General features: G+C 57.9%; 19 protein-coding genes. 9 read left to right on the plus strand and 10 right to left on the minus strand.

The features are described from left to right. Positions 1-200: 200 nt before the first annotated feature. The 3 genes from C2L65_RS40520 to C2L65_RS46840 all read left to right on the plus strand — a co-directional run bounded on the left by C2L65_RS40520 (position 201) and on the right by C2L65_RS46840 (position 4,968). Positions 201-1,097, plus strand: coding sequence for a LysR family transcriptional regulator (locus tag C2L65_RS40520; RefSeq protein WP_042317131.1), 897 nt, complete (start codon positions 201-203; stop codon positions 1,095-1,097). A gap of 859 nt (positions 1,098-1,956) precedes the next feature. Then, entirely contained in the window at positions 1,957-3,399 is a 1,443-nt protein-coding gene (locus tag C2L65_RS40525; RefSeq protein WP_042317130.1) for a sialidase family protein, read from the plus strand. Between the two features lie 1,185 nt (positions 3,400-4,584). Further along, positions 4,585-4,968, plus strand: coding sequence for a hypothetical protein (locus C2L65_RS46840; RefSeq protein ID WP_042317127.1), 384 nt, complete (start codon positions 4,585-4,587; stop codon positions 4,966-4,968). A gap of 223 nt (positions 4,969-5,191) precedes the next feature. Here C2L65_RS46840 and C2L65_RS45900 read toward each other — a convergent pair whose 3' ends face one another. The 7 genes from C2L65_RS45900 to C2L65_RS40570 form a co-directional block, all read right to left on the minus strand. After that, the gene (locus C2L65_RS45900) at positions 5,192-5,650 is read right to left on the minus strand and encodes a hypothetical protein (RefSeq protein WP_156132426.1); all 459 of its coding nucleotides are present in this window, start codon (positions 5,648-5,650) and stop codon (positions 5,192-5,194) included. Between the two features lie 790 nt (positions 5,651-6,440). Beyond that, on the minus strand, positions 6,441-7,490 hold the full coding sequence (locus C2L65_RS40535; protein ID WP_042317126.1) for a GIY-YIG nuclease family protein: 1,050 nt from the start codon (positions 7,488-7,490) through the stop codon (positions 6,441-6,443). 650 nt (positions 7,491-8,140) lie between these two features. Further along, positions 8,141-8,368 carry a hypothetical protein gene (locus C2L65_RS40540; protein ID WP_042317123.1) on the minus strand — a complete coding sequence of 76 codons (228 nt, stop codon included), beginning with the start codon at positions 8,366-8,368 and terminating at the stop codon, positions 8,141-8,143. Positions 8,369-9,058: 690 nt separating this feature from the next. Beyond that, positions 9,059-9,826, minus strand: coding sequence for an IS21-like element helper ATPase IstB (gene istB / locus C2L65_RS40550; protein WP_042317356.1), 768 nt, complete (start codon positions 9,824-9,826; stop codon positions 9,059-9,061). 11 nt (positions 9,827-9,837) lie between these two features. Continuing rightward, on the minus strand, positions 9,838-11,361 hold the full coding sequence (istA, locus tag C2L65_RS40555) for an IS21 family transposase (protein WP_042317358.1): 1,524 nt from the start codon (positions 11,359-11,361) through the stop codon (positions 9,838-9,840). Positions 11,362-11,776: 415 nt separating this feature from the next. Next, positions 11,777-13,537, minus strand: coding sequence for a phospholipase D-like domain-containing protein (locus C2L65_RS40565; RefSeq protein WP_042316788.1), 1,761 nt, complete (start codon positions 13,535-13,537; stop codon positions 11,777-11,779). A gap of 1,552 nt (positions 13,538-15,089) precedes the next feature. Beyond that, the gene (locus C2L65_RS40570) at positions 15,090-16,112 is read right to left on the minus strand and encodes a zinc-binding dehydrogenase (RefSeq protein ID WP_042316790.1); all 1,023 of its coding nucleotides are present in this window, start codon (positions 16,110-16,112) and stop codon (positions 15,090-15,092) included. A gap of 151 nt (positions 16,113-16,263) precedes the next feature. Here C2L65_RS40570 and C2L65_RS40575 point away from each other — a divergent pair, with 151 nt between their 5' ends. Next, positions 16,264-18,276 (plus strand): ATP-binding response regulator, encoded by a 2,013-nt coding sequence (locus C2L65_RS40575; protein WP_042316792.1) that lies wholly within the window; start codon positions 16,264-16,266, stop codon positions 18,274-18,276. Here the strand turns inward: C2L65_RS40575 and C2L65_RS40580 are convergent. Further along, positions 18,200-18,907 carry a response regulator transcription factor gene (locus C2L65_RS40580; protein ID WP_042316794.1) on the minus strand — a complete coding sequence of 236 codons (708 nt, stop codon included), beginning with the start codon at positions 18,905-18,907 and terminating at the stop codon, positions 18,200-18,202. The two genes, C2L65_RS40575 and C2L65_RS40580, sit on opposite strands and share 77 nt — an antisense overlap. 209 nt (positions 18,908-19,116) lie before the next feature. Here C2L65_RS40580 and C2L65_RS40585 point away from each other — a divergent pair, with 209 nt between their 5' ends. The 5 genes from C2L65_RS40585 to C2L65_RS40605 all read left to right on the plus strand — a co-directional run bounded on the left by C2L65_RS40585 (position 19,117) and on the right by C2L65_RS40605 (position 23,125). After that, positions 19,117-19,473, plus strand: a complete 357-nt coding sequence (locus C2L65_RS40585; RefSeq protein ID WP_042316796.1) for a hypothetical protein — start codon at positions 19,117-19,119, stop codon at positions 19,471-19,473. A gap of 103 nt (positions 19,474-19,576) precedes the next feature. Further along, a complete protein-coding gene (locus tag C2L65_RS47235; protein WP_345789599.1) occupies positions 19,577-19,900 on the plus strand; it encodes a hypothetical protein in 324 nt (107 codons plus the stop codon). Positions 19,901-20,419: 519 nt separating this feature from the next. After that, positions 20,420-21,217: a TIR domain-containing protein gene (locus C2L65_RS40595; RefSeq protein WP_052427051.1), complete on the plus strand. Its 798-nt coding sequence runs from the start codon at positions 20,420-20,422 to the stop codon at positions 21,215-21,217. A gap of 632 nt (positions 21,218-21,849) precedes the next feature. Continuing rightward, positions 21,850-22,323, plus strand: a complete 474-nt coding sequence (locus C2L65_RS40600; RefSeq protein ID WP_042316798.1) for a hypothetical protein — start codon at positions 21,850-21,852, stop codon at positions 22,321-22,323. Between the two features lie 145 nt (positions 22,324-22,468). Then, positions 22,469-23,125 carry a hypothetical protein gene (locus tag C2L65_RS40605; protein ID WP_042316799.1) on the plus strand — a complete coding sequence of 219 codons (657 nt, stop codon included), beginning with the start codon at positions 22,469-22,471 and terminating at the stop codon, positions 23,123-23,125. A 149-nt stretch (positions 23,126-23,274) separates the two neighbouring features. Here C2L65_RS40605 and C2L65_RS40610 read toward each other — a convergent pair whose 3' ends face one another. Together C2L65_RS40610 and C2L65_RS40615 are read right to left on the minus strand one after the other, a co-directional pair. Next, positions 23,275-24,312 carry an IS481 family transposase gene (locus C2L65_RS40610; RefSeq protein ID WP_042317403.1) on the minus strand — a complete coding sequence of 346 codons (1,038 nt, stop codon included), beginning with the start codon at positions 24,310-24,312 and terminating at the stop codon, positions 23,275-23,277. 382 nt (positions 24,313-24,694) lie between these two features. Beyond that, on the minus strand, positions 24,695-25,543 hold the full coding sequence (locus C2L65_RS40615) for a hypothetical protein (protein WP_042305565.1): 849 nt from the start codon (positions 25,541-25,543) through the stop codon (positions 24,695-24,697). Between the last annotated feature and the right edge of the window lie 8 nt (positions 25,544-25,551).

A 25,551-nucleotide genomic window follows, 5' to 3' on the forward strand; every position in this document is an offset into this window, starting at 1 on the left:
AAAAAGAAACAACGACGGCATAGCCGCACGCCACCACAGGCGCGATGCGTCCTGCCTTTCTCCTCTTGACGATTGTTGGGGACGTTTTCCGGGGAGACGTACAGGGGCGGCGGACCGCGCGATAGCGATATTTTGTCGCGGGACTGTTATACTGTCCAATATCTATCGCGTCTTTCTGAAATAGCTTTTCCATATATCGCATGGAACTGCGTCATATCCGCTACTTTCTCGCCGTTGCCGAAGAGCGCAACGTCACCCGCGCGGCCGAAAGGCTGGGCATCGGTCAGCCGCCCCTCAGCCAGCAAATCCATGCGCTCGAAGACGAAATGGGCGTGCGCCTGTTTCGCCGCACGGGGCATGGCGTCGTGCTGACGGAAGCGGGCGAAGCCTTCGCCGCCGACGCCAAACGCATCCTGCACGACACGCGTATCGCCGTCGAAAAGGCGCAAAGCGCCGGGCGCGGCGAGATCGGGCAACTGAATATCGGCTTTACGGGATCGGCGGCTTTCAATCCTGTCGTCTCGAAGCTGATCCGCGCTTACCGGCAGGCTTATCCGAATGTCACGCTCACGCTGGCGGAAGGCAATACGGCGCAACTGCTCGCCTATCTCGACGAACGCCGCGTGGATGTCGCGTTCGTGCGGCTCGGCAGCCAGTCGCCCGCTGGGGTGCAGTTCCATCACATCGCAATCGAGCCGATGAAGATCGTGCTTCCCGCCACGCATCGTCTTGCGAAGAAACGCAAGATCGCGTTGTCGGATCTGGCCGAAGATCCGTTCGTGATGCTGCCGCGAGAGGCTAGCCCGACGTTGCATGATGTGATCGTCGGTGCGTGCAGGGAAGCTGGCTTTGAGCCGATTGCCGGGCAGCAGGCGCCGCAGTTGTCGTCGGTGGTTAATCTGGTGGCGGCGGAGTTTGGGGTGTCGCTGGTGCCGGCTTCTGTTTGTCAGATACGGGTTGAAGGCGTCGTGTACGTTGACGCACTCGGCAAACCTATTTCGATCCGGCTGGTGCTGGCATCGCGGATTGAATCGACGCCAGCAAAGACGGCGAATTTTCTCGAGCAGGCTTCGGTGTTTGCGGCGGATATGTCTTAGCGTAGAGCGCCAGAGTAGGTGTAACTGGCGACACTGGTGTGCGACGACGCCTATGTTGTTATGAACGCGTCCGCGGCATCGCGTCGTCTGTGGTGCCTTTTACTGCGTCGGGCGGCAGTCGAGCATGACGGGATCTCCGTTCGATGCATCGCGAGGACATTCCGACGGTCGTTCCGCTTCGTAAGTGATCACTCGATCGCAGGGAGTTGGCGTCGGGTCTTCGGCCATAGCCGCCGTTGGCACGACCATCGTCCAACGGCGGAAATGATTAGCATTGCTGACGTCGAGTACACGATCTGGTCCAACGGCAGCTTTGTGCGCGTCCAGAGGACAGTAGTCGAACCCGTTGTTGCCCTTCCGCACATTGCACTGAGTCTCGGCCCCATCGTGACGCGATCAGGCAATGCGTATGTGCCGAGCGGGCGTCCGAATCCCATATCAGCACATGTCGAAACAGTGCCTGGTACGGCTCGACAGATAAGAGTGCGTATCGCTTTCAAATGTTACAAAAAATTCGCGCAACGTCGTTCGCCACGACCTAAAGTCCATTCCACGCATCAGACAAATGGCGGTCCTGGCAGAGAGTCCAGTCATCGCGAAGCGACGTTTCTGGTGCGCGAGAAACCGGTTTGATATCTGGTAGTGCAGTCTTGACCGACGCGCTGGCGGTGATCAGCGCTCGCGGTCTGTGGCGGTTGAAGCGGTAGCGAATCTGGCGAGCGAACAATGGTGGACACAATACGCGCCGACGATGCCATCGATGAAACCATCGGCGAAGATGCAATGCCACTCCACTTCCTTCGCAACTGCCAGCAGGCTACTGTGGGCTGTTACAGGCCGCAATGGAAAGGAGCCTTCCATGCGTTGCGACAAGCACCGTGTATTGTTGAGCGGCATTCCGCTCGCTGTTGTCCTCGCCACAATCATTCCGACTAGTCAGGCTGCGCCCGTGCTGGTCTCCGGTCCCAGTCCTTTTGCCGCTTGCACCATAGGTGGCCCGGGCACGAACTACGTGAACGCCGAAGTCGAACCCTGGATCGCTACGAATCCGAGCAACCCGTCGAACCTGATCGGCGTATGGCAACAGGACCGATGGGACAACGGCGGCGCCCACGGCCTGGTTGCCCGCCCGTCATTCGATGGCGGTTTTACGTGGGGCACGCCGGTTGCACTGCCTTTCAGTGCGTGCGCAGGCGGAACTGGCTACGAACGCGCGTCCGATCCGTGGGTGTCGATCGGCCCGGATGGAACGGCGTACGCTGTATCGATCTCCTTCAATCAATCCAACAACAGCAATGCCGTGCTGGCCTCCGTTTCGAAGGACGGCGGCCTGACGTGGGCGAAGCCGAGCATCATCATCGCGAACAACGAACCGACCTTGCAATTCTTCAACGACAAGGAATCGGTGACGGCCAATCCAACCAAGGCAGGCGTCGCCTATGCTGTATGGGACCGACTGGAATTGCCAAACGGCAATCCCTACGCCAACAGACATACGGCCGCGTTCCGGGGACCATCGATGTTCTCGAAGACAGCCGATGGCGGCATGACATGGAGTCGGCCAACCGTGATCGTGGCGTTGCCTTCCCGGCAGCAGACGATCGGTAACCAGATCGTGGTCAACTCGCAGAACGGAACGCTCTACGACTTCTTCAACCTGATCTCTCCGCCGTTCTCGAAAGCGGCCGGGAAGGTTGCGTTCATCAAATCAACTGACGACGGCGCAACGTGGACGAAGCCGAAGATCATCTCTGGTTTGCAGACCGTATCGGTGTTTGATCCGAACACCGGGCAACCGGTGCGTTCAGGAGACATTATTCCTGAGCCCGCGATCGATCCGAAGACCGGGCAACTCTATGTCGTCTGGCAGGATTCCCGCTTTAATGGCGGGCTCTATGATGAGATCGCGCTATCCACTTCCAAAGACGGCGGCAGCACATGGAGCGCTCCGATCCGGGTCAATACACCCACGGGAAGACCGGCATTCAACCCGAACATTAGCGTCAATTCGTCGGGGACCGTTGCCGTGACGTACTACGATTTCCGCAATCTGGCGGATGGCAACACCTCGACACTACCGACGGATATCTGGCAAACGACATCGGCAGACAACGGAACGACGTTCGCCAATGAAATACATCTGGCGGGAGCGTTTGACCTCAAGACCGCGCCGAACGCCGAGGGTTTCTTCGTCGGAGACTATCAAGGGTTGGTCGCGATCGGATCGACGTTTGTGCCGTTTTTCGTGCAAACAAACTCAGGCAATTTGGGCAATCGCACAGACGTGTTTGCTCAACCTTAGGCATAACAGTATGTGTAGGAACTGCGGCGCGCTGCGCGCCGCAGTCGTGAGCCGCGTTCCCGATGCAGGACACCCTACGACACACCTTCGACTCACTGCCAAACACTACAATGCAGCCGATGCAAGGTGATAACACGGGCTCGAAGAACACCATCGCCAGGGGTGCGTGACCCGTGGCGAGCGCTTCAGGGCCTTGACAGAATCAAGGGGTTCCTCAACGCACTACGACAAAATTCCTACCACTAACCGTTCGCTGCAGGCGCAGATATCGCCGCGATAGCGAACCTTGACTTCGCTGAGGTCGAAAAGCGCGCACTTCATCATGCGCAATTGAGAAACGATATGTCCGGTGAGCAAGCGTGCAGTTGCTGCTATCGCGGGCTTTGCGCCTGGCGGTGGCTTTGAGCTCGCGATGACGTGAGACTTTATTACCGCTGGCGACAACGCCCGGTTCGGTCGGCCTGCAACCGGGCTCGGCATCATCCCCAAGCTTGCAAAAGGCGTCGGGTCTATACATGCATTGCATCACGGGGGATCCCGCGACACGGTGTTGTGTGTGCCGGCCACGGGCACAGGCACCGCACTTAGCATCACGTTGGCCGGTCTCGCGAGTGATACTCGCTGGGCAGCGGAGGTCGAGGCCCTTCGCTGCATGGTTCAACGCAGCAGAAAGGCGGCGAACGGTCCAGATGAGAAGGCTGTAGTCGAGCCGGATCTTGAAGCCATGTTGTGCATCGACTTCGGGCAATGTTGGAGCGCACGTACTTGCCGCGTCCGCAGCCATGCACCCATTGATCGCCATGGTGACGATCACCATGCAAAGAATCCTGCATGTACTATGCATTTCCCTTCAATTGCTGTCTTGCGGAACGCAGAGGGGTAGGCGGTACATCCTGCGTTCAGCCACGGCATTCCGAGGAGCGGGTGCTCAACCAAACCAGGGAGGCCGGCGTCGACGGCGCGCGGGGCCCATTCAGGGCACTGATGGCCGTCGGTTCGACCTGGATCACCTGCTGGGGCGATCGGCGGTGGTCTATACCTGATCATGGCGACTATGCGGCAGGCTGACGCGACCTCACCGGCTCGCGTTTGAGGGTTTTCCTTACCCTCAGGCAGGCAACAATGTCGATGGTTGGCCGTCGGCGGACATGCTAGGATTTCTTTCAAACAACTCCGGAAACTGCTATGCCGTTCATCTGCGAAAACGTTGAATGTCGTGCCGTGCTGGCTCGCGGGCAGGTCAGACCCAATCACGAGGACGAGGGGTGGTGCTTCTACTGCCCGGACTGCAAAGTCAGGAACGAGTTGAAAGATATCGGTGTACCTGGCGGTCCCGTCGAGTTGGTCCAGCTAGAAAGATCCGACCTTCCGCACAAGGTAATAGCGACAGCTCGACCATTGGAGGACGGCAGGTACGCAGCGCAATTGCTCGTTCAGAGGGCACTCGGTATCAAAGGAACATATGGGGTCGAGGAACGCTGGGAGCAGCTCGGAGTATTCCTCGACGCGCACGAGGCCGTAGCGCACGCAAAGTCTTTCGCAACAGACCTGCTGGAGCGAAAGGTCTAGTCGAGAGTGGCACGCTGGATTGCTCCATACCAATCAATGCGCGGATCTGTACGGCAGGCCCACGACCGTAGATCCGCGCGACAACCTGGTGCTTTACGGCGTGCATGCCGTGCGGAAAGCGTTTCAGCGTTGGGTGCGCTCAATAGGCGGTGTAGACGGATACCGCACCACTCCGAATACTTCACCGTACGGGATGACCGGCTTGAATTCAACCAACCTTAACTCACGAAGCACCACTGGCAGCGAGCTTGACAAAGAGTCTGGCTGCTTCGTTGCCATGTGACAAAGCGCGCAGTGCGAGGGAGAGTGCTAGCTGTGCGTCGTGGGAGACCGCGCTACGATCCTGATCGAAGAGATTGACAGCGTGGCGCATATGCTGCGCCGCCTGCGTGTGAAGCTCCACGGCCGCCGCATGATGTTTTGCCACGTCCGCGGCACTTACGCCTGAGCCGGTCGACGGAGGCGTTATCGACGGCGTATTGGTGCTGTGCGCACCAGCGTCGTGTGCGTGATCGATCGCATGCAACGTGTGGCCATGGGCCATCATCGCCTGATGTGCGGCGTGAGCAAAGTCTCGACCTTCCTCGAAATGCCGGGAAGCCTCGCGGTGATGTCGCGCGGCCTGCTCGTGGTGTGACGCCGCGGCTTCGAGATGCCCCTTCTTGCTATGCTTCGTGTTCACGCCGGCTCCTGTGCAACTTCAGAACTAACTCCGATGGCGACCGATTCGAAGATACAGTCGTGGGTCGTAACGAGATCCTAATCTACATCACTTGCGCCTTCTGTGGCATTTGCGTTTCGTGGGAAATCAGCATCACGTTCGGCCTGCTTTTCGAACCGTGTGTTGTGGTGAGCGTGCGTATTGGACCGCGCGAACCGGAACAAAGCCGTGTAGAGCCTCTTTAGTTTTCTCAGTCGTGCAGAAAAGAGGGCGAACCGGCACTTGGTAGCGAGCAAAACCTGTTCAGCCACTATGTGAATCCGCCGGTGCCAGTCGGAGGATCGCAGTCTCCGAAAGGGTTCGGCATTGGATATTCGAGGGGACGCCTGTCTCAACCACGGGGGTTCGACATCGAACTTCCGGATACGGCCAAGCGTCAATCGCTCGCACCGTCGCTCAGACATTCGGGCGTCCGTTCCGCATCAGGAATCGCCCAGTAAATTCGCATGTAGAAGTGTCGCTTCTCGGCCATTGCCGACATTGGAACTGGTTGCGTGCAACGTCGGCAGCTTGGCGCATTGGCGACTTTCGCAGCGTCGCGCTGCGAGACTGTAACTGCCTGCATCAGCGAACTGACACTCACGCCCCCAAGGAGACGATCGACAAGTTCAACGGCAAGCGCTCACTGTTGCCTAGCTTCGCAATAACCTGCGCTCGACAGCGGCCAACTAGGGCACTCGCACAAAGGCGAAGCGGTAGGGCTTCTGGTTAATTGTGTGGTTAGTTGGCGATCTTCTTCAAATGCGAAACCCTACGCGCCGCTCGCCTTCGAAGCCCAGTCATGGATGGGTAACAGTCTCTCGATTGCTGAAGACAATTCGTCGACGGAGTCGCGTGATGGATCCACTGGCGTCCATATAGTGAGGTGAGGCGAAACCTCCATGATCCTTGACTCCGGCTCCAGACCCGCCTTTCTCACCAGGGTCACCGTTTGGCGAGCTCGGCCAAGGTAGTTCCGCTCCTTGTTGAGACAGCCGAGGGCTTCGGTGAGGATCGTGTGCCACAAATCGCCGGTGAGTTCTGGGAGATGGAACTCACGTCCACCCAGATTTTCCTCCAGGATTGACGGTCTTGCTGTGGCCTGCCACGCGTCGCGAGCGAATCGCAAGGTGATGTTCTGGCGGTCGCGCAACTGAGGTACCAACCGTGGTAACACCGGGGTGCCCAGTTCGGACTTGATCAACGCAGCAATCGGCCAACCACGATAGGCCAAGCCCTCAAGATTGACGCCTACACGCGCGGTCTGATCGTCCGGACGGATCTTCAGGTTCCACTGGACGCCCTCATGCCCGTCACTGATCCCGAAAGTGGGTTTGTTTAATTGGCCGAATGGTCGTCCTTTGACATTCAGCAATTCGGTGAATCCGTCTAGCAGATGGGCGTATATGGTGTCCTTCCCGGAACGCGTAATCTGTCTGCGGGGAACAATTGTTCTTTCTGATACGCGGGGATCCTCCATCCGGATTTCATTAAGAGTGACCATCCTTAGATCTGACGCCGACGCGAGTATGGATTCAATCGCGCGAATCGCCGCGTCCGGATAGATATTGAAGAACTCGCGTCGTTTCTGCCGGAGCGGCGAGAGCTTTTCGTGAACCAGCAATTCCAGCTTGCGGCAGTCGCTCACGGCGATCTGATGCGTGACCTCCCAGATGAAGTCACCCGTCGAACTCTGATTGATTTCTGCACAGCGAACCGCCGGATCTCTGGTAGTTCTTCCGATCTTGGACACTGGAAGATCGATGTCTTTGACCCCAAGGACGTAGACATACCCTTCCTCCGCGACAGTCTGCTTTTCCACTCTGATTTGCCCCGTTGTTACGGCCACGGGCTCCTTGTGTCGTCGGCTGGACCGCCGGGCGGTTGCCCGTTGCCTTTACCGCCTGACGTTAAAGGTAACCGCCGACCGATTTATAGATGAAGGTACCAATTTAACACGCAGAGTTGCGCTACCTCGGGCCGAATGGCTGCTTTCGGGCTGTGATCCAATCGCCCGCCCTTGGCAGCCCCTGCCTTTCAACGAACGCTGACGTTCGGCCTTTGCCGGACTTTGGCGATAGCGGAATGCGTCGGCTCCCGGTGGTAAGCTGTCATCCACAGACTGGCGTCGACGAATGGCATGTCTCGCTGTCAACGAACGAGTCTTAGCGACCCGTTACTTACACTCTACAGATGAGCTTGAATGTCTCAAGATGAGGCGATAAGCGCCGGATCGTTAGACGGCAGAGCGCTGAGAGCGACATCCATCCTCGTGTATGCGATCAAGGTTTGGTGTCGGCTCGGACATGTCATGCCGCCGTGCGTGGCTTGGCCGCGCCTCCTGAGACTTACCTTCCGCTTGTCACCGCTAGCAGTACGGTGCCAAGTCGAGAGCTGGCCATCGCCGTGGATGCCACTGCCGAAGTGCTCAAACAATTTCTTGCTTGGCAACTCATCTAGCGGCCTATCCGTTCACTTACACTCGATTGCCATCTCCCAATCGACGCTACTCGTCTCCTGCGGCTGCATCACGATGTTGTAGCCGTTCGGGCACAAGCTTCCTGCCTTGTCCCACATGCTCGCGCTCGTCATGGCGTCGATGTGGTGGACGGGGCGACCGTTCGGACCCGTCTGGGATGTGCTCGTCATGGCGCACGCGGCGAGTGCTGCTCCGATCATCCCCAGCGCGATCCTGTGCATGAGGCCTCCGCGTACGGTAGATTACAGTCAGATGATAGACGCCGGACCATGCTGCATCAATTGCAACATTTCACTGGCACCTGTTTGCCACGTTGACATGCCAGTGAGAACCGCGATGCGGATACGGTACGTGCTTAAACCAGCAGATCGCTTCGGTGCAACGATCGCCATGCATCCCATAACTACCGACAAGGTTTCTCATGGCCGCAGCCGGTTGAAGAGGAACTGTTTGGAATCTTCGTCGGACCGGCTGATCATTGCCGAACCCGAGCCGACACCGAACGAACAAAACCGACCCTCTTCAGTCGACGGTACTCATTCGCAGAAGTCGCCCGAAAGCTCCCGTTGAAGATTTCACGGGCGGCTCCTCAGCACTTTCATTGAACAGGTGCTTCGGCCATAGTTGCCGTTCTCGCAACAGAGACTGCCGTCATTCCAATGGATGGTTCACTTCGTAACCTGTCGGATGCCCGGTGGAAGCAGATCGGCCATTGCGGTCATTGCACAAGCTGTTACGTCGAACGACAGCTGTCCTGCCTCCCGAGGACAGCACCCGACCCTGAGCGGCCAGTCGCTCTGCCAAGGGTTCAACGGCAGGTGCGTATTTCGGCGAACGTGACCGCCGATTTCGGGAACGTGACCGATTCGGCGGGGTTTGGCATTGCGCGGTGTTGATTGTAGATTTCCTTGTTAGTTCTGGTCGAGTTCGGGCTCCAGGACGTTGGGTTTTGGCGATGCCTTTCTGAGGGATTCACCGGTAAGCGTGATCCGATGATGACGCTGCATGAGGCGGTCGAGCATTGCGTCGGCGATAGTCTCGTCGCCGATCCATCCATGCCAGTGCTCAATCGGTAACTGGCTGGTGACGATGGTCGCCTTTCCCGCCGAGCGGTCATCGATCATCTCGAGCAGATCGTTTCGAACCATCGCATCGAGGGGCGCCATTCCCCAATCGTCCAGTAGAAGCACGTCGACGCGGGCAACCTGCAGCAGCCATTTTGTGAAGCCGCCGTTGCCGTGCAGAACGCGAAGCTCCTCGCCAAGTCGCGGCACGCGCAGATACAAGGCTGAATGCCCGCGCCGGCAAGCGTATTGGGCCAGGGCGCAAGCGAGCCACGATTTCCCCGCGCCAGTTGGGCCGCTTATGAGCAGGCTGTAGCCCGCTTGCACCCAGTCACCGAGTGCGAGGCTCGTGAGCGAGCGCGGATCGACGCCACGGCCAGCGCGCGTGTCGAGATCCTCAATGGCGGCCTGCGGATATTTGAGGCGCGCCTGCTTGAGCAATCGGGTACGACGGCGATCATCACGCCAGCTGGCTTCCCGGTCGACCAGCAGTGACAGGCGTTCCTCGAAGCTCAGGCTGGCCGCACCGGGCTGCGTCAATTGTTCTTCCAGGCCGTCAGCGAAGCCGTCCAGCTTCAGGGTGCGCAATTGCGTCAGTGTCTGTTGCATCATCATGGTGGTCTTCTTTATTGGTAGTAGCTGGGGCCGCGTACATGCGCGTGGCTCGGGCTGGTCCAGTCGGTAGGCGTTGCCACCGCCGCCCGGTCGCGGTTGTTGACCAGGATGTCGCGCACGTGGCGGTAACGGTGTACGCCCAGTTCCAGCGCCAGCGCGCAGGCGGCTTCGAGACGGTCACGGCCATAGCGACGTGAGAGCGACAGCAATCCAAGGCACGCCCGATAGCCGTGTTCCGGATGGCGTTGCTCCTGCAGCAGCCGGGTGACGAGCGCGCCAGTTGCCGCGCCGATCTGCTGTCCCCAATGAATCAGCCGCTGCGGCGTCCATTCCAGATGAGCGCGGTGTGCCGCAGGCATGTGCTCGACAACAGTGGTATAGCTGCCTGCGCGATCGTTACGTGCGTGGCTGGCGACGCGGCGACCGCGATGTAGCAGTTCGACAGTGCCCGCCGTGATACGCGCATCGAGCTTGAGGCCGACCAGCGCGTGCGGCACGCTGTAGCGGTGTTTGTTGATCTCGACGTGATAGTCAATGTGAACCGTCACGGTCTTGAAGCGCGCGAGCTCATAGGGCTGTGCCGGCAGCGGCTGCAGTGCCGGCGCGTCCAGCTGGGCGAACGCGCTGGCACGACATCCCGGCAGCTTCTGGAATGGCCTCTCATTCAGGTTCCTGAGCAGCGGGCAGATCGCCTCATTGACCGAGTGGACCGAGTCAAACCGGTGATGACGTAGGCGCGCCATGATCCAGCGTTCGACCACCTGGACCGCAACCTCTACCTTCGGTTTGTCCTGCGGACGATATACGCGCGCAGGAAGGAATGATGTGCCGTAGTGACGCGCGAAGTCCAGCACAGTGTCGCCGGCGCGAGGTTCATAGCGATCGGGATCGGCAATCATCGCACGCGGGTTATCCGGGACGATCAACTGCGGCACACCACCATAGAAGGTCAGCGCGCGAGCAATCCCGCCCAGCCAGTCCTCCATCGTCTCGGCCGGCGTCGCACATGCGAACGTGTAACTCGATGCGCCCATAGCCGCTACGAAGATGTGCGCGCGGCGTCCAGTCGTCAGTGGCAACGTGGGGCCGGCGAAGTCGACAAACAGCTTCTCGCCGGCGCGATGAATCTGACGCATCGAGCGCTTCAGGCGTTTTGTGAACGCCTTGTAGTGCCCACAGAACTGCGTATAGCGGTAGGTCTGCCGGTCCGCGAACTCAGCCTGGTATTCCTCCCATAGCAACGTCAGCGTCATGCCCTTGCGACGCAGCTCCTGATGGATGCGTCCATAGTCGGGCTGGGCATAGGCTGCTGGCCCCGTGGGCTTGCCGAGAAGCCGCCGCTCGAGTTCGCCTTCATCCATATCGCAGGCGCTTGCCCAGTCCAGCCCGGCGGCACTGGCTAGTCCGATGTACTTCGTGACCACGCCCTTGGATATGCCCAGTGATGCGGCGATCCGATCGTGCGAGAAACCGCCGTCAAATTTAAGTCGCAAAACGTCCTTGATCATGCGCATGTTCATCCGGTGCGCGGGCATCGTCTCTCCGGCCAAAGCCGGCGAGCATAGCCCGCGTGGTTGATGTCATGCGCAACGCCAATCCTGCCTTCCGGTCCGCTCGGTCACGTTTCCGAAATGACCGGTCACGTTGCCGAAATCGCCGGTCACCATCCCGAAACGGCCGGTCACGTTCGTCCGAAATACGCAGCAGGTAACGGATTGGTCCGGCCATCGAAGCCGGCTTCTCAGGGACAGCAGTTCGGTGCCTTAGCTGACATTCGGTCAGGCTGGGTTCTACGTCAGCAATGTGGCCGTTTGTTGACGGTGGCGAGATCGAGCAGCCGGAAGGCAGCTTCCTCTAGCGGCGAACTCATACTCCTCGACCCTTCTCGGTCATGGGATTACTGTAGTTCCGGTAACGGCTTCGGCTTACGACGGGCAATCAGCTTGATCATCAACGCACCCAGAAATCGAGCTCCCTCTTAGCGTCGCTATTGAGTTGTGCCTTCTGCCAGTCACCGGTCTCAAGCAGGAAGCCGCCAGGTTGCTTACCTTTTTTTTGCAAGTCGTTCACATAGGCTAGCCAGCGGTAGTGGTGATACACCGACAGAACGTGAGTGGCATAGTGCAACGCCAGTTCCTGATTGCCACGCACGATGATGAAGTTGTCGTCATTGCTTCCGCTTGCCGCGCCTGAGAAGTTGTGGCTCCCGGTCACGACGACCGGGTTGGTAAAGGGATCGACGACGATCAGCTTTGAATGCACGATCGCGTAGCCTACAACTCCGCCTTGGCGCGTGAGAAACTCGTTGCGGGTGACGGTCGCCGCCCAGTTGGCAAGCTTGTTCATGCCTTCCGGCCGCACGATGTCGAGCGTGGCGCTGGCCCTCTTGTTCAAGGTGAACGTCTCGACGGTAACCTCGCTCTCGTCGGTGCTATCCCCATCGCTGGGCGGAGTACTGACCACACCCTTGATGTAGAGCGACTTCCTTGCTGACTGCAGCGCGCGGATAGTGGCCAGCGTGGCCGTGCCGCCGGGTTGGAACATCAGGAACATTACGGCTTCCTTCGCCGAATTGACCACGTCGTCCAGCGCCGCCAGATCGACCTTCTTGTGCGTGCGCGTGAACCAGATCTCACCGGATGAGGAGTGCTTTCCGGACTTGAATGCGGCGGGCTGATCGTTCGCATCTACTAGCGCCGGTGGGAATGCGCTTTCGGCATCCCGGAGGCGCTCCCACTGCGCCAGATATTCGGCAGCCACGCCTGGGTTGTCGATGAGCAAACCGTTGTTGATCTGCGTGCAAAGGCCGGTAGTGGTCCAATTTGTGCTGCCGGTCCAAGCCATCTTTGCGGTGCTTTTGCTATCGGTCAGTACGAGAAACTTGTTATGACCGAGCGCGCCCGGCGACACAAATCGGCCAAACACCTCTACTCCACTATCCTTTAGTAGCTTGCGAGCGCTCTTGTTTTGGTCTCTCTTGCGTGCCTCCTTCGAAGTTTCGGCTTTCTTCTTCGTGATCGATCCATTGGAGAGCACCACATGCGCATTTCCCTTGAGTGCCGTCAAACCCGCAATCAACTCGTCGTCTTCGAGTTCGTACAGTGCAGCGTAGAGATGGCCTTTCGATTTTTTTGCGCTGTCGAGCAGCGCCAGCATCTCGGTCCGCAATGTGCCGGAGAGGAAGTTCCGGATGGGCAACTCATGCTGGGTCAGGCTGTCCTTGAACAGGCTTAGTGCTTCCTTGCGTGTCGTCAGCTTGTTCTTGATCCGAAGATCTTCCAGGTAGCGTGACATGAACTGGGAAATGACCAGGCCGCGATTGAAGTACGAGGAGAAACCGTCCTGCGTGCCGCCCGAGAGCTTGATCCATGCTGTCCAATCGCTTTGCTCGTTGATCAGCTGGCGTAGCTTGCCTTGCGTATGGATCATCGGCGTGACGCGATATCGCACCTCGTCACCCAGGTTCGCCGTAAAGTCCGCCCACCAGAATCGCTGGAATGGCCAGTCCGTCGAGGGGCGAACTTCGCCAATCTTTGGCTTGTCCCGTTCAAATCCCTTCCGGTTATCGAGCGTGATACGCGCTACCTTGCCGTCGGGTGTTCGCGATTCCTTTTCGATCGCAAAACCCCAGCAGTCGGTAATAGGCTTTGCGATGGTCCAGAAGATTACCGCGTCGTCGCAATTGACGATCAGGCGAACGTTGGTGGTCATGTGGACTCCTTTCTGGCCTGTTTCGAATCGGTGATAGGACTGGTCGTGATTCTCGATAGTCGACTTAGCGAGGCAGTCGTTGCGCGCAGCTTGCGTCGGGGATTGCGCCGGCACGCTGTACAGCTAAGGGCCACCGGCCAACAATATCGCAACAACTGTTTTCCAGATCTGTTGCCGGTTCAAAGCGACGCCCTCGCTCAGAGGGCCTGTTGCTAGTGGACATGCTGTTCCCTTTCTGAAGATTCGGGGCCTTTCTGTCGGTGTCTGTGATGTGCATGCACCATTGCGCCTTCGGTGGCGACCGGTACATCGGTACCGGTCACCAAAATCGGCTACTAAGAGACCGGATAGCGCTCTTGCTTCTCATGAATTTCTTCAATTCACGTTAATCAACGGACGAGTAATCCCACGAATTCTTCCCCACGCGAGAGAAAGAGAACCACCTCCCTCGAATCAATGCACTGTCTGGCAACTGCGCCCTGATTCTCCGGTTCAAGGCAAAGAAGAAACTGCCCAATGCGACCGGGTCGGCAAGCCTTGAGGGTGAAAATGTGTAGTGCTCGTATCAGCGAAAACAAGACGTTACCGCTTGACGTAACAAAATTGTGCTCGCTCGCTTATTTGGTTGGAACCATACGTGCAAGAGATCGATGCATCCCATGAGAATGCTTTCCAACTTGAAGATAGGTAATCGAAAGGAGAGGAACACTAGGGACTTATCCGAATCATTTCTCGCTAAGCTATGTGCGGAAGCGCACATTCAGAATCTCACATAAGTGCCGACGTTTGCCGTGGCCGGTCGCAGCACCCGGGTTTCTGGCGGCGGCGAATGCGGGCCCGGTCACGTAGCCTTCCCAGTTTTGCTGGGCAACAGCGACTGTAGGGGGCATCAGCAAGACGATGTCAGTCCGAATGGCTGTTGGCCGTTGCATGCTGCCGTTGAGCCGGGAGTGTCCGAGTTCGGCATGACCGATATCCTTGAGCCGCACAATGGCGGCACCACCTCTAGATGAAGTGCGATCGCATGGCTGAACATCTTCACTTCGTCCAAGCTGCGGTTTCTGAAAGCGGGAAAACGAAATCTACACGCCGCGTTCGGAGGCGAAGTTCAAATGCGCTGATGGGTTCCCAACTCACGTTTCGCGTCGGCTGCGCCCCGCACTTCGGACATTCGACGGCGCTAGCCGAATGTCCCTTGATGAGCGAACCCGAGAATCCGAGGTCGCCTCGAACACCGCGATCCATGGTGAAAGCCGAACTTCCGTAGACGACCCACTCCGGCCGGTCGCGCTGTCTGGCATTCAACGGCTGAGGACTGAGTGGACAGGACATTCAAGCCGGTTTCTCGGGGACAGCAGTTCTGCCTTTATAGGTCATTCGTGTTTCTGTTTTCGTCGGGCGGCTACACGTCGAATTCCGGACAAAACTATGAAATCAACGGGTTTGATGCAATGGGTTACCGAGTGCTCGAGTATTGCCGCTGACGCTCGCACCTCTTGCAACTTTCGCTCGGATTTGGCAGGCCGCACCCGAAGATGGCCGCAGCAGAATCCTAGTTTCTCACCATCAACACGACTTTTCCAACGTTCTTGCGATCTTCCATCCACGCATGCGCTTCACCGGCGTCCTGAAACGGGAACGTGCGATCGACATGAGGACGAATCCAACCCGCATTGACGCCGTCGAGCAGTGACTTCATCCAGACCTGCAGCTTTGGGAATTCGTCCCAGAGATGCCCGAGATTAACTCCGAACACGCCACGATTGTGGCTCATCAGTCCGAGCGGATGGAACCATCGGGTTGCAGCGGCGAGCGCGACCAGGCGCAGCAGGCCGGGCAATTGCGACGTCGTAGCGCTAGAGATGCCAAAGATACCGAGACGGCCCGTCGGGCGCAGCGCGGAATAGCTCTTCGCGCAATGCGCGCCGCCGAGAGGGTCAATGATGAGTTCGACGCCGGCGCCGGAGGTTAGCCGCATGAGTTCCGCTTTCCAGTCGCCGCAGGTGTAATCGATTGCGTGATGGAGGCCGCGTTCGCGCAAGAACGCATGCTTGCCGGGACTTGCCGTCCCGTAGATGGCCGCGCCTAGGTGACGGGCTATATCGATCGCGGCCAGTCCGACACCGCCGCCCGCGTTGTGAATCAACACGGAATCGCCGGAACTCAGCGCGCCCATCACGACCAGCAACTGCCACGCAGTGAGGTACTGAACGGGCAGCGCGACGGAATGCGCATGATCCAGCGCCGCCGGCCTCGCGAATACTTGCGACGCCGGAACCGTTACGGTATCGGCGTACCCACCGAAGCGGACGAGCGCGAACACGTCGCGGCCGAGCCATTGCTCGTCGACGCCAATGCCGGTCTGGTCGACGGTTCCCGATATTTCGTAGCCGACGACCATTGGCGGGCGCGGCGCGTCCGGATACAAGCCACGACGTGCGAGGATATCGGCGAAGTTGATGCCGCAAGCCTTGACGCAGATGCGCACCTCGCCGGCCTTCGCAGCCGGATCCTGGGCTTCACGGATTTCGAGCTTTTCCGGTCCGCCGTGACCGGTGATCCAGATCTGCTTCATGGGTTGTTATTCCTAAGGCGCTTCATTAATGTTGTCGCGCGTAAAACGCGGACGCCTACCGCGATCGAGTTTTGTTGCCTATCTTGGACACCAGGCTGCATCGAATGTGATGGACACTCGATGCAAGGTCGTCGCTGACGGAGCCGTTCAGATGGATGCGCGCACCGCTTTTGCCTGGTGGGAGATTTTCGCTCCGCCCGAAAGATTCGCTCGCGGCACGGAAGACGCGTATCTGCTCGAATATGGAAAGCGCTTCTATCCTCACAGGTGCGCCGCACTCGTACTCGGACTAGCAACATGGACATTGTTCTCCGGCTGGGATTTCTATTTTGCCCATAGCAACCCGACTTTCAATGCGGTATTGAAGCCGCTGCTAGCGCTGCGCGGAACAGGCATCGCCGTTCTGTTGACTGGTCTTGCGATCATCAGCCGCAGACTGTTCGAACGAGAGTGGTTCGCCACGCTGTCCATCGCGCTGATCATCCTGACGATCTACGCGGTCAATCTCGCGATGATCTGGGTCTTGCCTCTGCCGTATGCGATGAACTACTACTTTGTCGGGCTGAGTCTGATTCTCATGTTTCTCTTCGGGCTGACACGGCTGCGCTCCAGACCTGCAATCGGGGTGGCTGCCATCGGTGCGATGGCGAGCATCCTGACGCTCTACTTCAAACCTCACATCGGCGCCGAAGAGGGAATGCTCATATCGATGACCGGGTATTACTTCTGGGTTCCATCGGGCTATCTTGTCGCCTTCGTCGCGATCGGCAGCGTGGTCGCGATCGAGCTCGAACGAACATCGCGCACCGATTTCACGAGACAGCGACAACTCGATACTGCGCGGATGCAGGAAGAACGAAACAACGCCGAACTCAAATCGCTCAACTCTGCGCTGGCCGAATCGAAACGTGATCTCGAGAATCGGACCGACGCGCTCATCAGGAGCGTCGAGGAGCGGCGGAAGCTGGCCGAAACTAGCAACAAGGAGAAGTCTTACTTCATCGCGGCCGCGATACATGATGTCCGCCAGCCAGCCACCGCTATGCTCACGCTCGTCCAGCCGATTTCCGCCGCCATCGACAACGGCAACCTCGCGCTTGCGCGTGACTGGGCCGCGAAGCTGCAAGAAGCCGGCGAGATTATGAACAAGTCATTCAATGACGTGCTCGACCTTTCTAGGATCGAATCGGGACTGACGAATCCGGTATACGAAGACATCAATCTCGACGCATTGCTCAGAGAGGTGATCACGTCGATGAGCGGCACCGCATCGGCATGCGGAGTCGCGATCCGCTACAAGGCGAGCCGGCAGGCCAGTCTTCTCGTTCGAAGCGACTTCTCCTTCCTTCGACGGATCTTCCTCAACCTGATTTCGAATGGCATCAAGTACTCAGATGCGCGTCGCGCGCAGCACTCAACCGTGATCGTCGGCGTGATCGGTCTGAAGAGATTTGCACGAGTCGATGTGGTCGACAATGGCATCGGCGTCGATGAGACTCACTGGGACGATATCTTCAAGCCGTTCTTCCAGATCGGCAATCCGACGCACGACACGAATCGCGGCGCGGGCATCGGCTTGTCTCTCGTGAACGCGATGATCGGCAGACTGCGCGAGCACCGTCTGGAATTCGGGTCGAGAAAGGGAAGCGGAAGCCGATTTTCCGTACAGCTTCCCATCGCCGGGGGCCGCAGTGCGCATTCGCCCGCGACGGCCCTCGGCGCGGACATTCCCGCACCCGAACTAGCAGGGCGCTATGTTCTTGTTCTGGAGGAACGCACACTGATACGCGAATCGATCGTCGAGTGCTTACGGTCCTTCGGCCTCATTGTCGATGAAGCGGAGTCATTCGCCGATTTCATTGACCTGCTGCGCAAACTCGAAATGACGCCGGACGCTATCCTCGCGGATCACGCGTTCGATAGCACGGTCAACGCGACCGACATCCTGGCGCGCGCGCGTGCGTACCTCGACAAGGAAGTGCCGGTGCTCTTTCTGGTGGATGATCCGTCGACACTGGGCCTCGCCGGCTCACGCGCTATCGGCATGCTGCGCAAACCCTTTTCGCCAGCGGATATCGTGCGGGCGCTCAATGCCCTGCTTGCAGACCGTCCGGCGCCTGAGGCGTCGGAACAACGATGTTCCGCCGGGAAACCTCCAGAATGAGTTCCGTTCGCCGGGCCACGCCGAAGATGCGGAAAAGCGTCGGGTTGTAGTCTTTCCTGATCGTCTCCTCGGATACGCCCATTCTTCGTGCGATGGTCTTGTTCGGCAGGCCTTGGCAAAGGTAGTAGAGGACCTCGAGCCGCCGCCCCCGGATGCCGAGCGAATCGATGTCGCTGCCTTGCACATTCACGTTCGATGCGGGCGAATGGCCGCCTTTTCCGAGCGCCGAAGCGGGCAGGAAGACGCCGCCCATGAAAACCGTATCCAATGCGCGCTCGAACAGGTTCGTAGCGTCCATCTCCTTGGTGATATAGCCTGCGGCGCCCGCATCGATGCAGGCGAGGACCAGTTCGCGGTCGCGATACGAGGAAAGCATGATCGCGCGCGTGTCGATATCGAGTTCGCGCATTTTCCGCAGCACATCGAGACCGTTCGATGCGCCGCGCAGGTCGTAGTCCAGAAAGGCAATATCGAAGGCGACATTCTGGATCGCGAGAATGGCGCTGTCGTACGAAGATGCCTCGTGAATCTGCGCGCGCGGCGCCGCCATCTGGATCAATGCTCTGATTCCCGCACGCTGCACGCCTTCGTCTTCGAGAAGCAGCACTTTTAAAAGGTCCTGATTGTTCATAGCGCCTGCCGGTCTTGCGTTTGATGAACGTTCACTCGCTTGCAGCGTATCGCACCGCTTCGAGCCGGTGTATCCGACAAATGTCGCATCGGCGTTCCGACAAACATCGTTCCTTCGCTCCGACACCTGCGGGATTTCGACGGCGCCTCGCCATGACGAGAATGGATTTCATCGACAGCGCGGTTGTCGATACTAACCGGAGATGAGAAATGAACACTCTTAAGTCTTTCGCGCGTTTTTTCAAGGGGTTCGCCGCAGTTTGCGCGGTTGGCGTCGCGGTCGCTTCGACGCACGCTGAAGCCAGCATGGGAAGCCAGCCCGTTCGGGTGATCAATCACACTACCGAGCCCATCGTCGCCGTATTCGTCTCGCACGATTATGACCCGTTTAGAGGACCGAATTTGCTGAACATGCCCGAACTACGGGCGGAATGGTCCGTCTTGATCGATCCCTCCGACCGGGAGCCCGGCTGTACATACGATTTTACGGTGTTACTGAAGAACGGCACCCCCTTCACGCAGCAAGTAGACGCCTGCCCGATCCGGGAAGCGGCTTTTTGGCAATAGAGAACATCGTAAGGTTTACATCGCGCTGCGCCGGGGGGCGAAGTCGGCCCCTCCGCGGTGCGCAGGCTTCGCGCACTCCTTGGACCGCAACGGAGAAGCAAAAATGAAGACGCCCGAAACATCGCTGCGATGGATCGTCGAGAAGTGGCTCGCTCCGTCGATGGTTTCTCCGGTTCGTGTCACGCAATTCAGCCGCGTACGCGAGCGCGGAAATCGCTACGTCCGTGTCGAAGGAGGCCGACATGACAGCCCAATCCGTATCTATTTCTTCCGGCACGACGACCGCACGTGGTGCGTCTTCCCGCCAGAACGGGCGCGCCTGAGCATGCTGGCATCTCCAGCTCCGAACCGAACAGCCCGGGAAGTGCACGACGGGGCGCGTCAGGGCGATGCCATTGGCCGGATGATGGCTATAACGAACGGATAGCTAGCCGAAACCACCGATTGGCGTCAGTCGGACGTAGATAAATTATCCCGTGCAGTCGCTATGAAGGCGGCGAAAGAGTGCGCACTTTCCCTGTCCGCCATCGTTCAGACCGACCTCGTTGAGGTTTATTCGATGCCTGCTAGGCAGGAATCTGCATCCCTCCGCGCATGTCGGCAGGCGTCGAATAAACCTTAACGCCAGCCGGAGTCGGAGGCTGGTTGGGCGACTCTGGCTCATCGCCGAACTGTGATCTTCCGAAGTCGACCATTGCGTATCAACACAGACTTTCGAACGTTGAAATTGCTCAGAAGAGCCGACCATCAGGAACCGGGGCGTTTTCATGTGTGCGACGCCACACGGACTCCTATGTCGAAAGGATGTACGTAGTAGTCGTTAACCGGAACAATCCTGAGGTAGAAGGTGTTCTTTAAAAAGGGCACGAGGTGTCGTCGGACTCCCGTGGCCGCTCGACCTGGATTCGCTCCGCATTGCGAGGCTTTGAGTAACGAGGAATGCAATATGGAAAACGCTTCGCCGACTGGAAAGCCTTACGACGTGAGTTTATCCTTCGCGGGGGAAGACCGTCCGTACGTAGAACTTGTCGCAGGTCATCTTAAAACGCGGGGAATACGTGTATTCTACGACGCGTTCGAAGATGTCGAACTGTGGGGAAAAGATCTGACTGAAAGATTAGCCCAGATATATGAGAGCGAATCCGAGTTGGTTGTGATTTTTATCTCTGATGCGTACAAGCAGAAGGCTTGGACAACGCATGAAAAGCGGCACGCACTTTCGGCTGCCCTACGATCTCGCCGTGAGTACATCCTCCCCGTGCGATTTGACGATACCAAACTCGATGGATTATCGACTTCCGTCTCATATATCGATGCTAGAAAGACTCCCGCGTCCGTGCTTGCGGAGCGCTTGATAAAAAAGCTTGCCAACCTCGGAATTCATACAGCCGGACAGCAAGCAAATAAATTGGCGCCGGTCGATTTTTCGAATACTGTGACCGTAGATGCCAGGTCATTTATGAATGACCCAGACGCTTTGTACGAGTATTCAGTATCAAGATTCAAAAATTTTGATGATTTTTTAAAAGAAATATATTTTCTAATTAAAACAAAAGTCAAGCCGTTTCGGTATGGTGAATCATGGATCCTGCGTGACGAGAGCAGCCGGACGATTATCAAGAGCAGCCGAATGATATACGGAAATACTTGGGGCAGAGAGGAGCCAGATACCCGACCGCTCCGTCAGGCCGGAATTAATGTCGGCGCAATATTAACACTCGAATCGGTGAGTAATATAGGTTAACCGATAACAAAAGCAACGCTGTTGCAACCGACAAGTAAAAAAACAATACGACGCGGTTAAATGACCGTTGCAGCGTGGAAGCGGTCGTTGTTGTCTCGCTAATCCGAGCGGCAGAGACATGTCGAGAGTGAAAGTTCGCTGGTGGAGGGAACTGACGTCGGGCTGCTCGATGCCGCCACCGTCAGCAATCAGGCTTATTGCTGACGTAGAACCGAGCCTAGCCGAATGCCGGTTAAGGCCGATGAAGTGATGTACGCCATCGGAGACTGAATGGCCGTTTGCTGGTCAAAGCCGACATTTGAATGTCCGTGCAACGGTTCAGGCGAATGACGCATTATGGCCGAGAGTGTGCGTATACCCACGTCGCCGCGAAGCTGCCGTTGGGACTCGAACGTCAGCTCTGTAGCGCGCAATGCGGCCTGCCGGACCCGAATTCATCTAGCGAGATGGCAAAATCCAAGTCGTGCCTAACCAGTTGTGCGCCTGCTGCGCCGCGTATTTGGGCGTGCAACGATACCTCTTGGCTTCCGTACTAGATGGCTTCGGACACGCGTCAGAGCAACTAAATAGTCGAGACGCTTTTCAAGCCGCCCGCTAGAATTGCCGCATCACAAAACAACATCCATACAGCGATGAACCGCGACATGACGCACCAGCGCGTAGGCGCTATCTCGAATGCCCACGCAGGCCGTGAGTTTGAAGCAAACGCAAGGCAGTTCTTTGCAAGTCGCGGCATCGCCCTGAACCAGAATCTCAAGGTGATGGTCGGGATTGGCGCGCAGAAGAAGGGCCACGCCTTTGATCTAGGCTGCGACGCGCGGAAAATCATCGTTGAATGCAAATCGAGCACTTGGACAACAGGATCAAACATCCCGTCGGCCAAGCTGACCGTCTGGAACGAGGCGATGTACTACTTCAGCCTAGCGCCGGCAGACTACAGGAAAGTCATGTTTGTTCTTCGGCACGAATGCACGAAACGCGGATTGACGCTCGCCGCTTACTACCTAAAGACATACGGCCATCTAGTCCCGCCTGATGTTGAATTCTGGGAGTTTGACGAGATGGCGCGTGATGCGTCTCGCATCCGGCCAGCGCTGGAAGCCTGAAGCAAGACCGGAGACCCGCTTGCGTCCGCGCTTCAGGCAGAACGCTGCGGCGCGAGCGTGCGGCTGCCGTCATGAGGCAGCGCTGCTGTATGCGCTTCCAGTTCGGCTACACTGCACATCGGGCCAAATCGAATAAGGAAAACACATGGCTGATGTAGGGGCGGGAACTGCACTTGTCGGTTTTCTCGGCGTGTTGGTGGGCGGCTATTTCAACAATTTCCTTGCTGAAGACTACCGGCGCTTTCGCGATAGCCAAGCGCTCGCCGCTGCCCTTGCCGGTGAGCTCGAATCTCACGCAGAAGGCATCCCGCTGCTAAAGAACATCCTTACAGCGATGCATGGCCGTGCAAGTACCGGTGGCGAACTGACGCTGCGCGAGATGCCAGAACGTGGAAGCCCTGTGTTTGAGGCCAACGTGGAAAAGATCGGGTTGCTTGATCCGGCCCAAGCAAAGGGTGTTGCGTTCGTGTATGAGCACATCCGAGCATTTCGCACCGTGATGGCATTGCTGGCGAAGCATCACGAGGAAGAGTCGCCCGAATGGCGTACTTCTATCATCCTCAGCGCTCGTGAGCGGCTTACGAGCGCTGAGGATAAAGGCCGCGTGGTGATTGAAGAACTGAAGCGTCACGCAGCAACGCCGTATTGGAGACGGCATCGAACGCGAGTGCAAATGTCGTTTTGGCTTGGCGTTCTGTCTAGCGGCATTCTGGCTGCATTTATCGTTCGCGGTACGACGCACGATTCCGGAACAAGTTGCACGGCACGCGATAACGGAGCGGCACATGCGGCGGCCAAGTAGACGCGCGTCCCGAGCGAGTCTCACGAATGCATCGAACCGTGCCGCGCGACGATGAAATTGCTTCTGGCCGGCAGGTCTAGTTTGACTGATGTGTATTAGCCTGGACCGGACCTGACAGGTAGTCGGGGAAGCGAATGAAGGAAGGCGATTCAGTGAGGAATCAGTTTCTCCCTGGCAAGTTCGAGTGAGTCGAGGAAGGTACGCATAGGTGTCTTGCCGTAACACCATCGCCCTTGATGTTCGCGCTCATTGTTGTACTGGTCAAGCCATGCGTCGAGATCGGTCTGCAGGGCTGCGATCGAATCGTAGATTTTCCTGCGGAACGCGATGCGATAGAACTCGTTGAGCATGGTCTTGTGAAGTCGTTCGACGATGCCGTTGGTCTGTGGAGAACGAGCTTTGGTGCGGGTGTGATCAATGTTCTCCACGGCCAGATAGAGCTCATATTCGTGATGCTCGGGGTTTCCGCAGTACTCGGTACCCCGGTCAGTCAGAACGCGAGCAAGCGGAATACCGTAGCTGTCGAAGAACGGTACGACGCGATCATTGAGCAGGTCGGCCGCCGGCAGCGGGGTCTTGCGGTCGTAGAGCTTGGCAAACGCCACCTTCGAGTAAGTGTCGACGAAGGTTTGCTGATAGACGCGGCCGACGCCCTTGAGGGTGCCGACATAAAAGGTATCCTGGGCGCCGCAGTAGCCGGGACATTCAGATTCGAATTCGCCATGCGTTTCCTTTTCCAGCTTGGCCCGCTCCAGCGCGGTGAGCTGCGATTCGGTCAGCACCAGCCCTTCCTGGGCGGACTTCGCCTCCAGCGCCTTCAGGCGCTTGTTCATGGTCTCAAGATCATGGCGCAGCCAGATGCTACGCACTCCCTGTGGCGAGACGCTGAGGGCGTGGCGTTTGAGCACCTCGTTGGCAATACGGATCTGGCCGTAAGCGGGCAGTTCCAGGGCCAGTTCGATCACCGCGGCCTCGACCTGGGGATCCACGCGGTTCTTTAGCAGCGGGCGGTGGTGGGAGATTTCCTGCAGGGCCGCTTCACCACCCTTGTCGTACAGTTCCTTGAAGCGGTAGAAGCTGTCGCGGGAATAGCCCATTACCCGGCAGGCCTGACTGACATTGCCCAGTTGCCGCGCCAGTTCGAGCATACCGACCTTGGCGCGGATGACTTTCTGTTCCTGAGTCATGGTGGACTCCTTGCGGTTCACCGTTGCGCGTCGCCGCTTCGGACTACGTCCTCCGCGCCCACGCGCAACGGCACGAGAAACCGACTACTGTCAGATTTAGTCTAGGCTATTACAACTGATGCCGGAGGCGATTGCTCCGCGATTCGACCTCGCGAACGTCTGCAACGCGCTACTTTGCTGACGTAGAAGGACTCCTCGTCGAACGTCGGCAATGGCCGAACAACCGCCAGACATCGACCGCTAACCCGACCACTGCCCAACCCAGACCATGCGACGATCACCATAACCGCGCCATAGAGCAAGAATGCCCTACCCTGGCAACGCAACAGCAACAAAAGAGATAATCTTCAGTGGCGTATAAACCCAGTGAGAAGAAGCACGTTCAGTACGCAACCGGGTTCAGCAAAGCGGGCGCACCAAACTCCTGAAGCTTTGCATTCGACTGTTGGAAATACAGCGTCCAGAATTGCTTCAATGCCGTTAGCGTCTGCGGATCGCGATAGGCATTCTTTACCTTTGCATCACCGGAGAGCAAGCCTGCTCCAAGCACATACACTCTGGCTCCGCCAAAATCGCCGATCAAACCAGCCGCATTCGCTTTCTTCATTTCCGCTGCTGGATCGATGTGCCGGACAGTGTTGTGTGCATAGAAGCTCGAAACTGAGCTGTTCTCGAGCATATCCGACGCCAGGAACACAACCCGGTCCGGAGCAGACGACGCACGCACCTTGTCGCTGATGTCCTTCAACGCGGCGAGTATGTCCGACCTCGCAAGGTCGTTGGTCGCTGCCGACTGAACCTGCGCGACGGCAGTCAGCAGGGATTTTCGCGCAAACGCGGACTGGCCCGTCATGCATGCATCGAAGGTGCGTAACGCACGTTCGCTGATGTCGTCGCGCAGTTTCTCCGGGATTGGCGATTCGATAACCCCGCGTGTCACGACTTCCGTATAGCGACCTTGCGAAAAGGCCGAGAAGTCGAGCAATGTGTAAGCACTTCCCGGCTTGATGGCGGCGGATGCTGTCGCCGCAATCTGCGCCTGCAGCTTTTCATCGAAGACGGTCGTCTGATCGACTGCAATGAAGAGTTCGCGATCGACTCCGCCCGGAACCGCCTTGATATGGTTCGCTGCGTAACAGCTCGGAACATCGTTACTGATCCCCGCCAGTACGCTACCCGCGCCGAGACTCAACGCGGCCGCGACGAATGAATACCTGAGATGTCGGATCATGGTCAACC

The organism is Paraburkholderia terrae, assembly GCF_002902925.1.
Taxonomy (GTDB): domain Bacteria; phylum Pseudomonadota; class Gammaproteobacteria; order Burkholderiales; family Burkholderiaceae; genus Paraburkholderia; species Paraburkholderia terrae.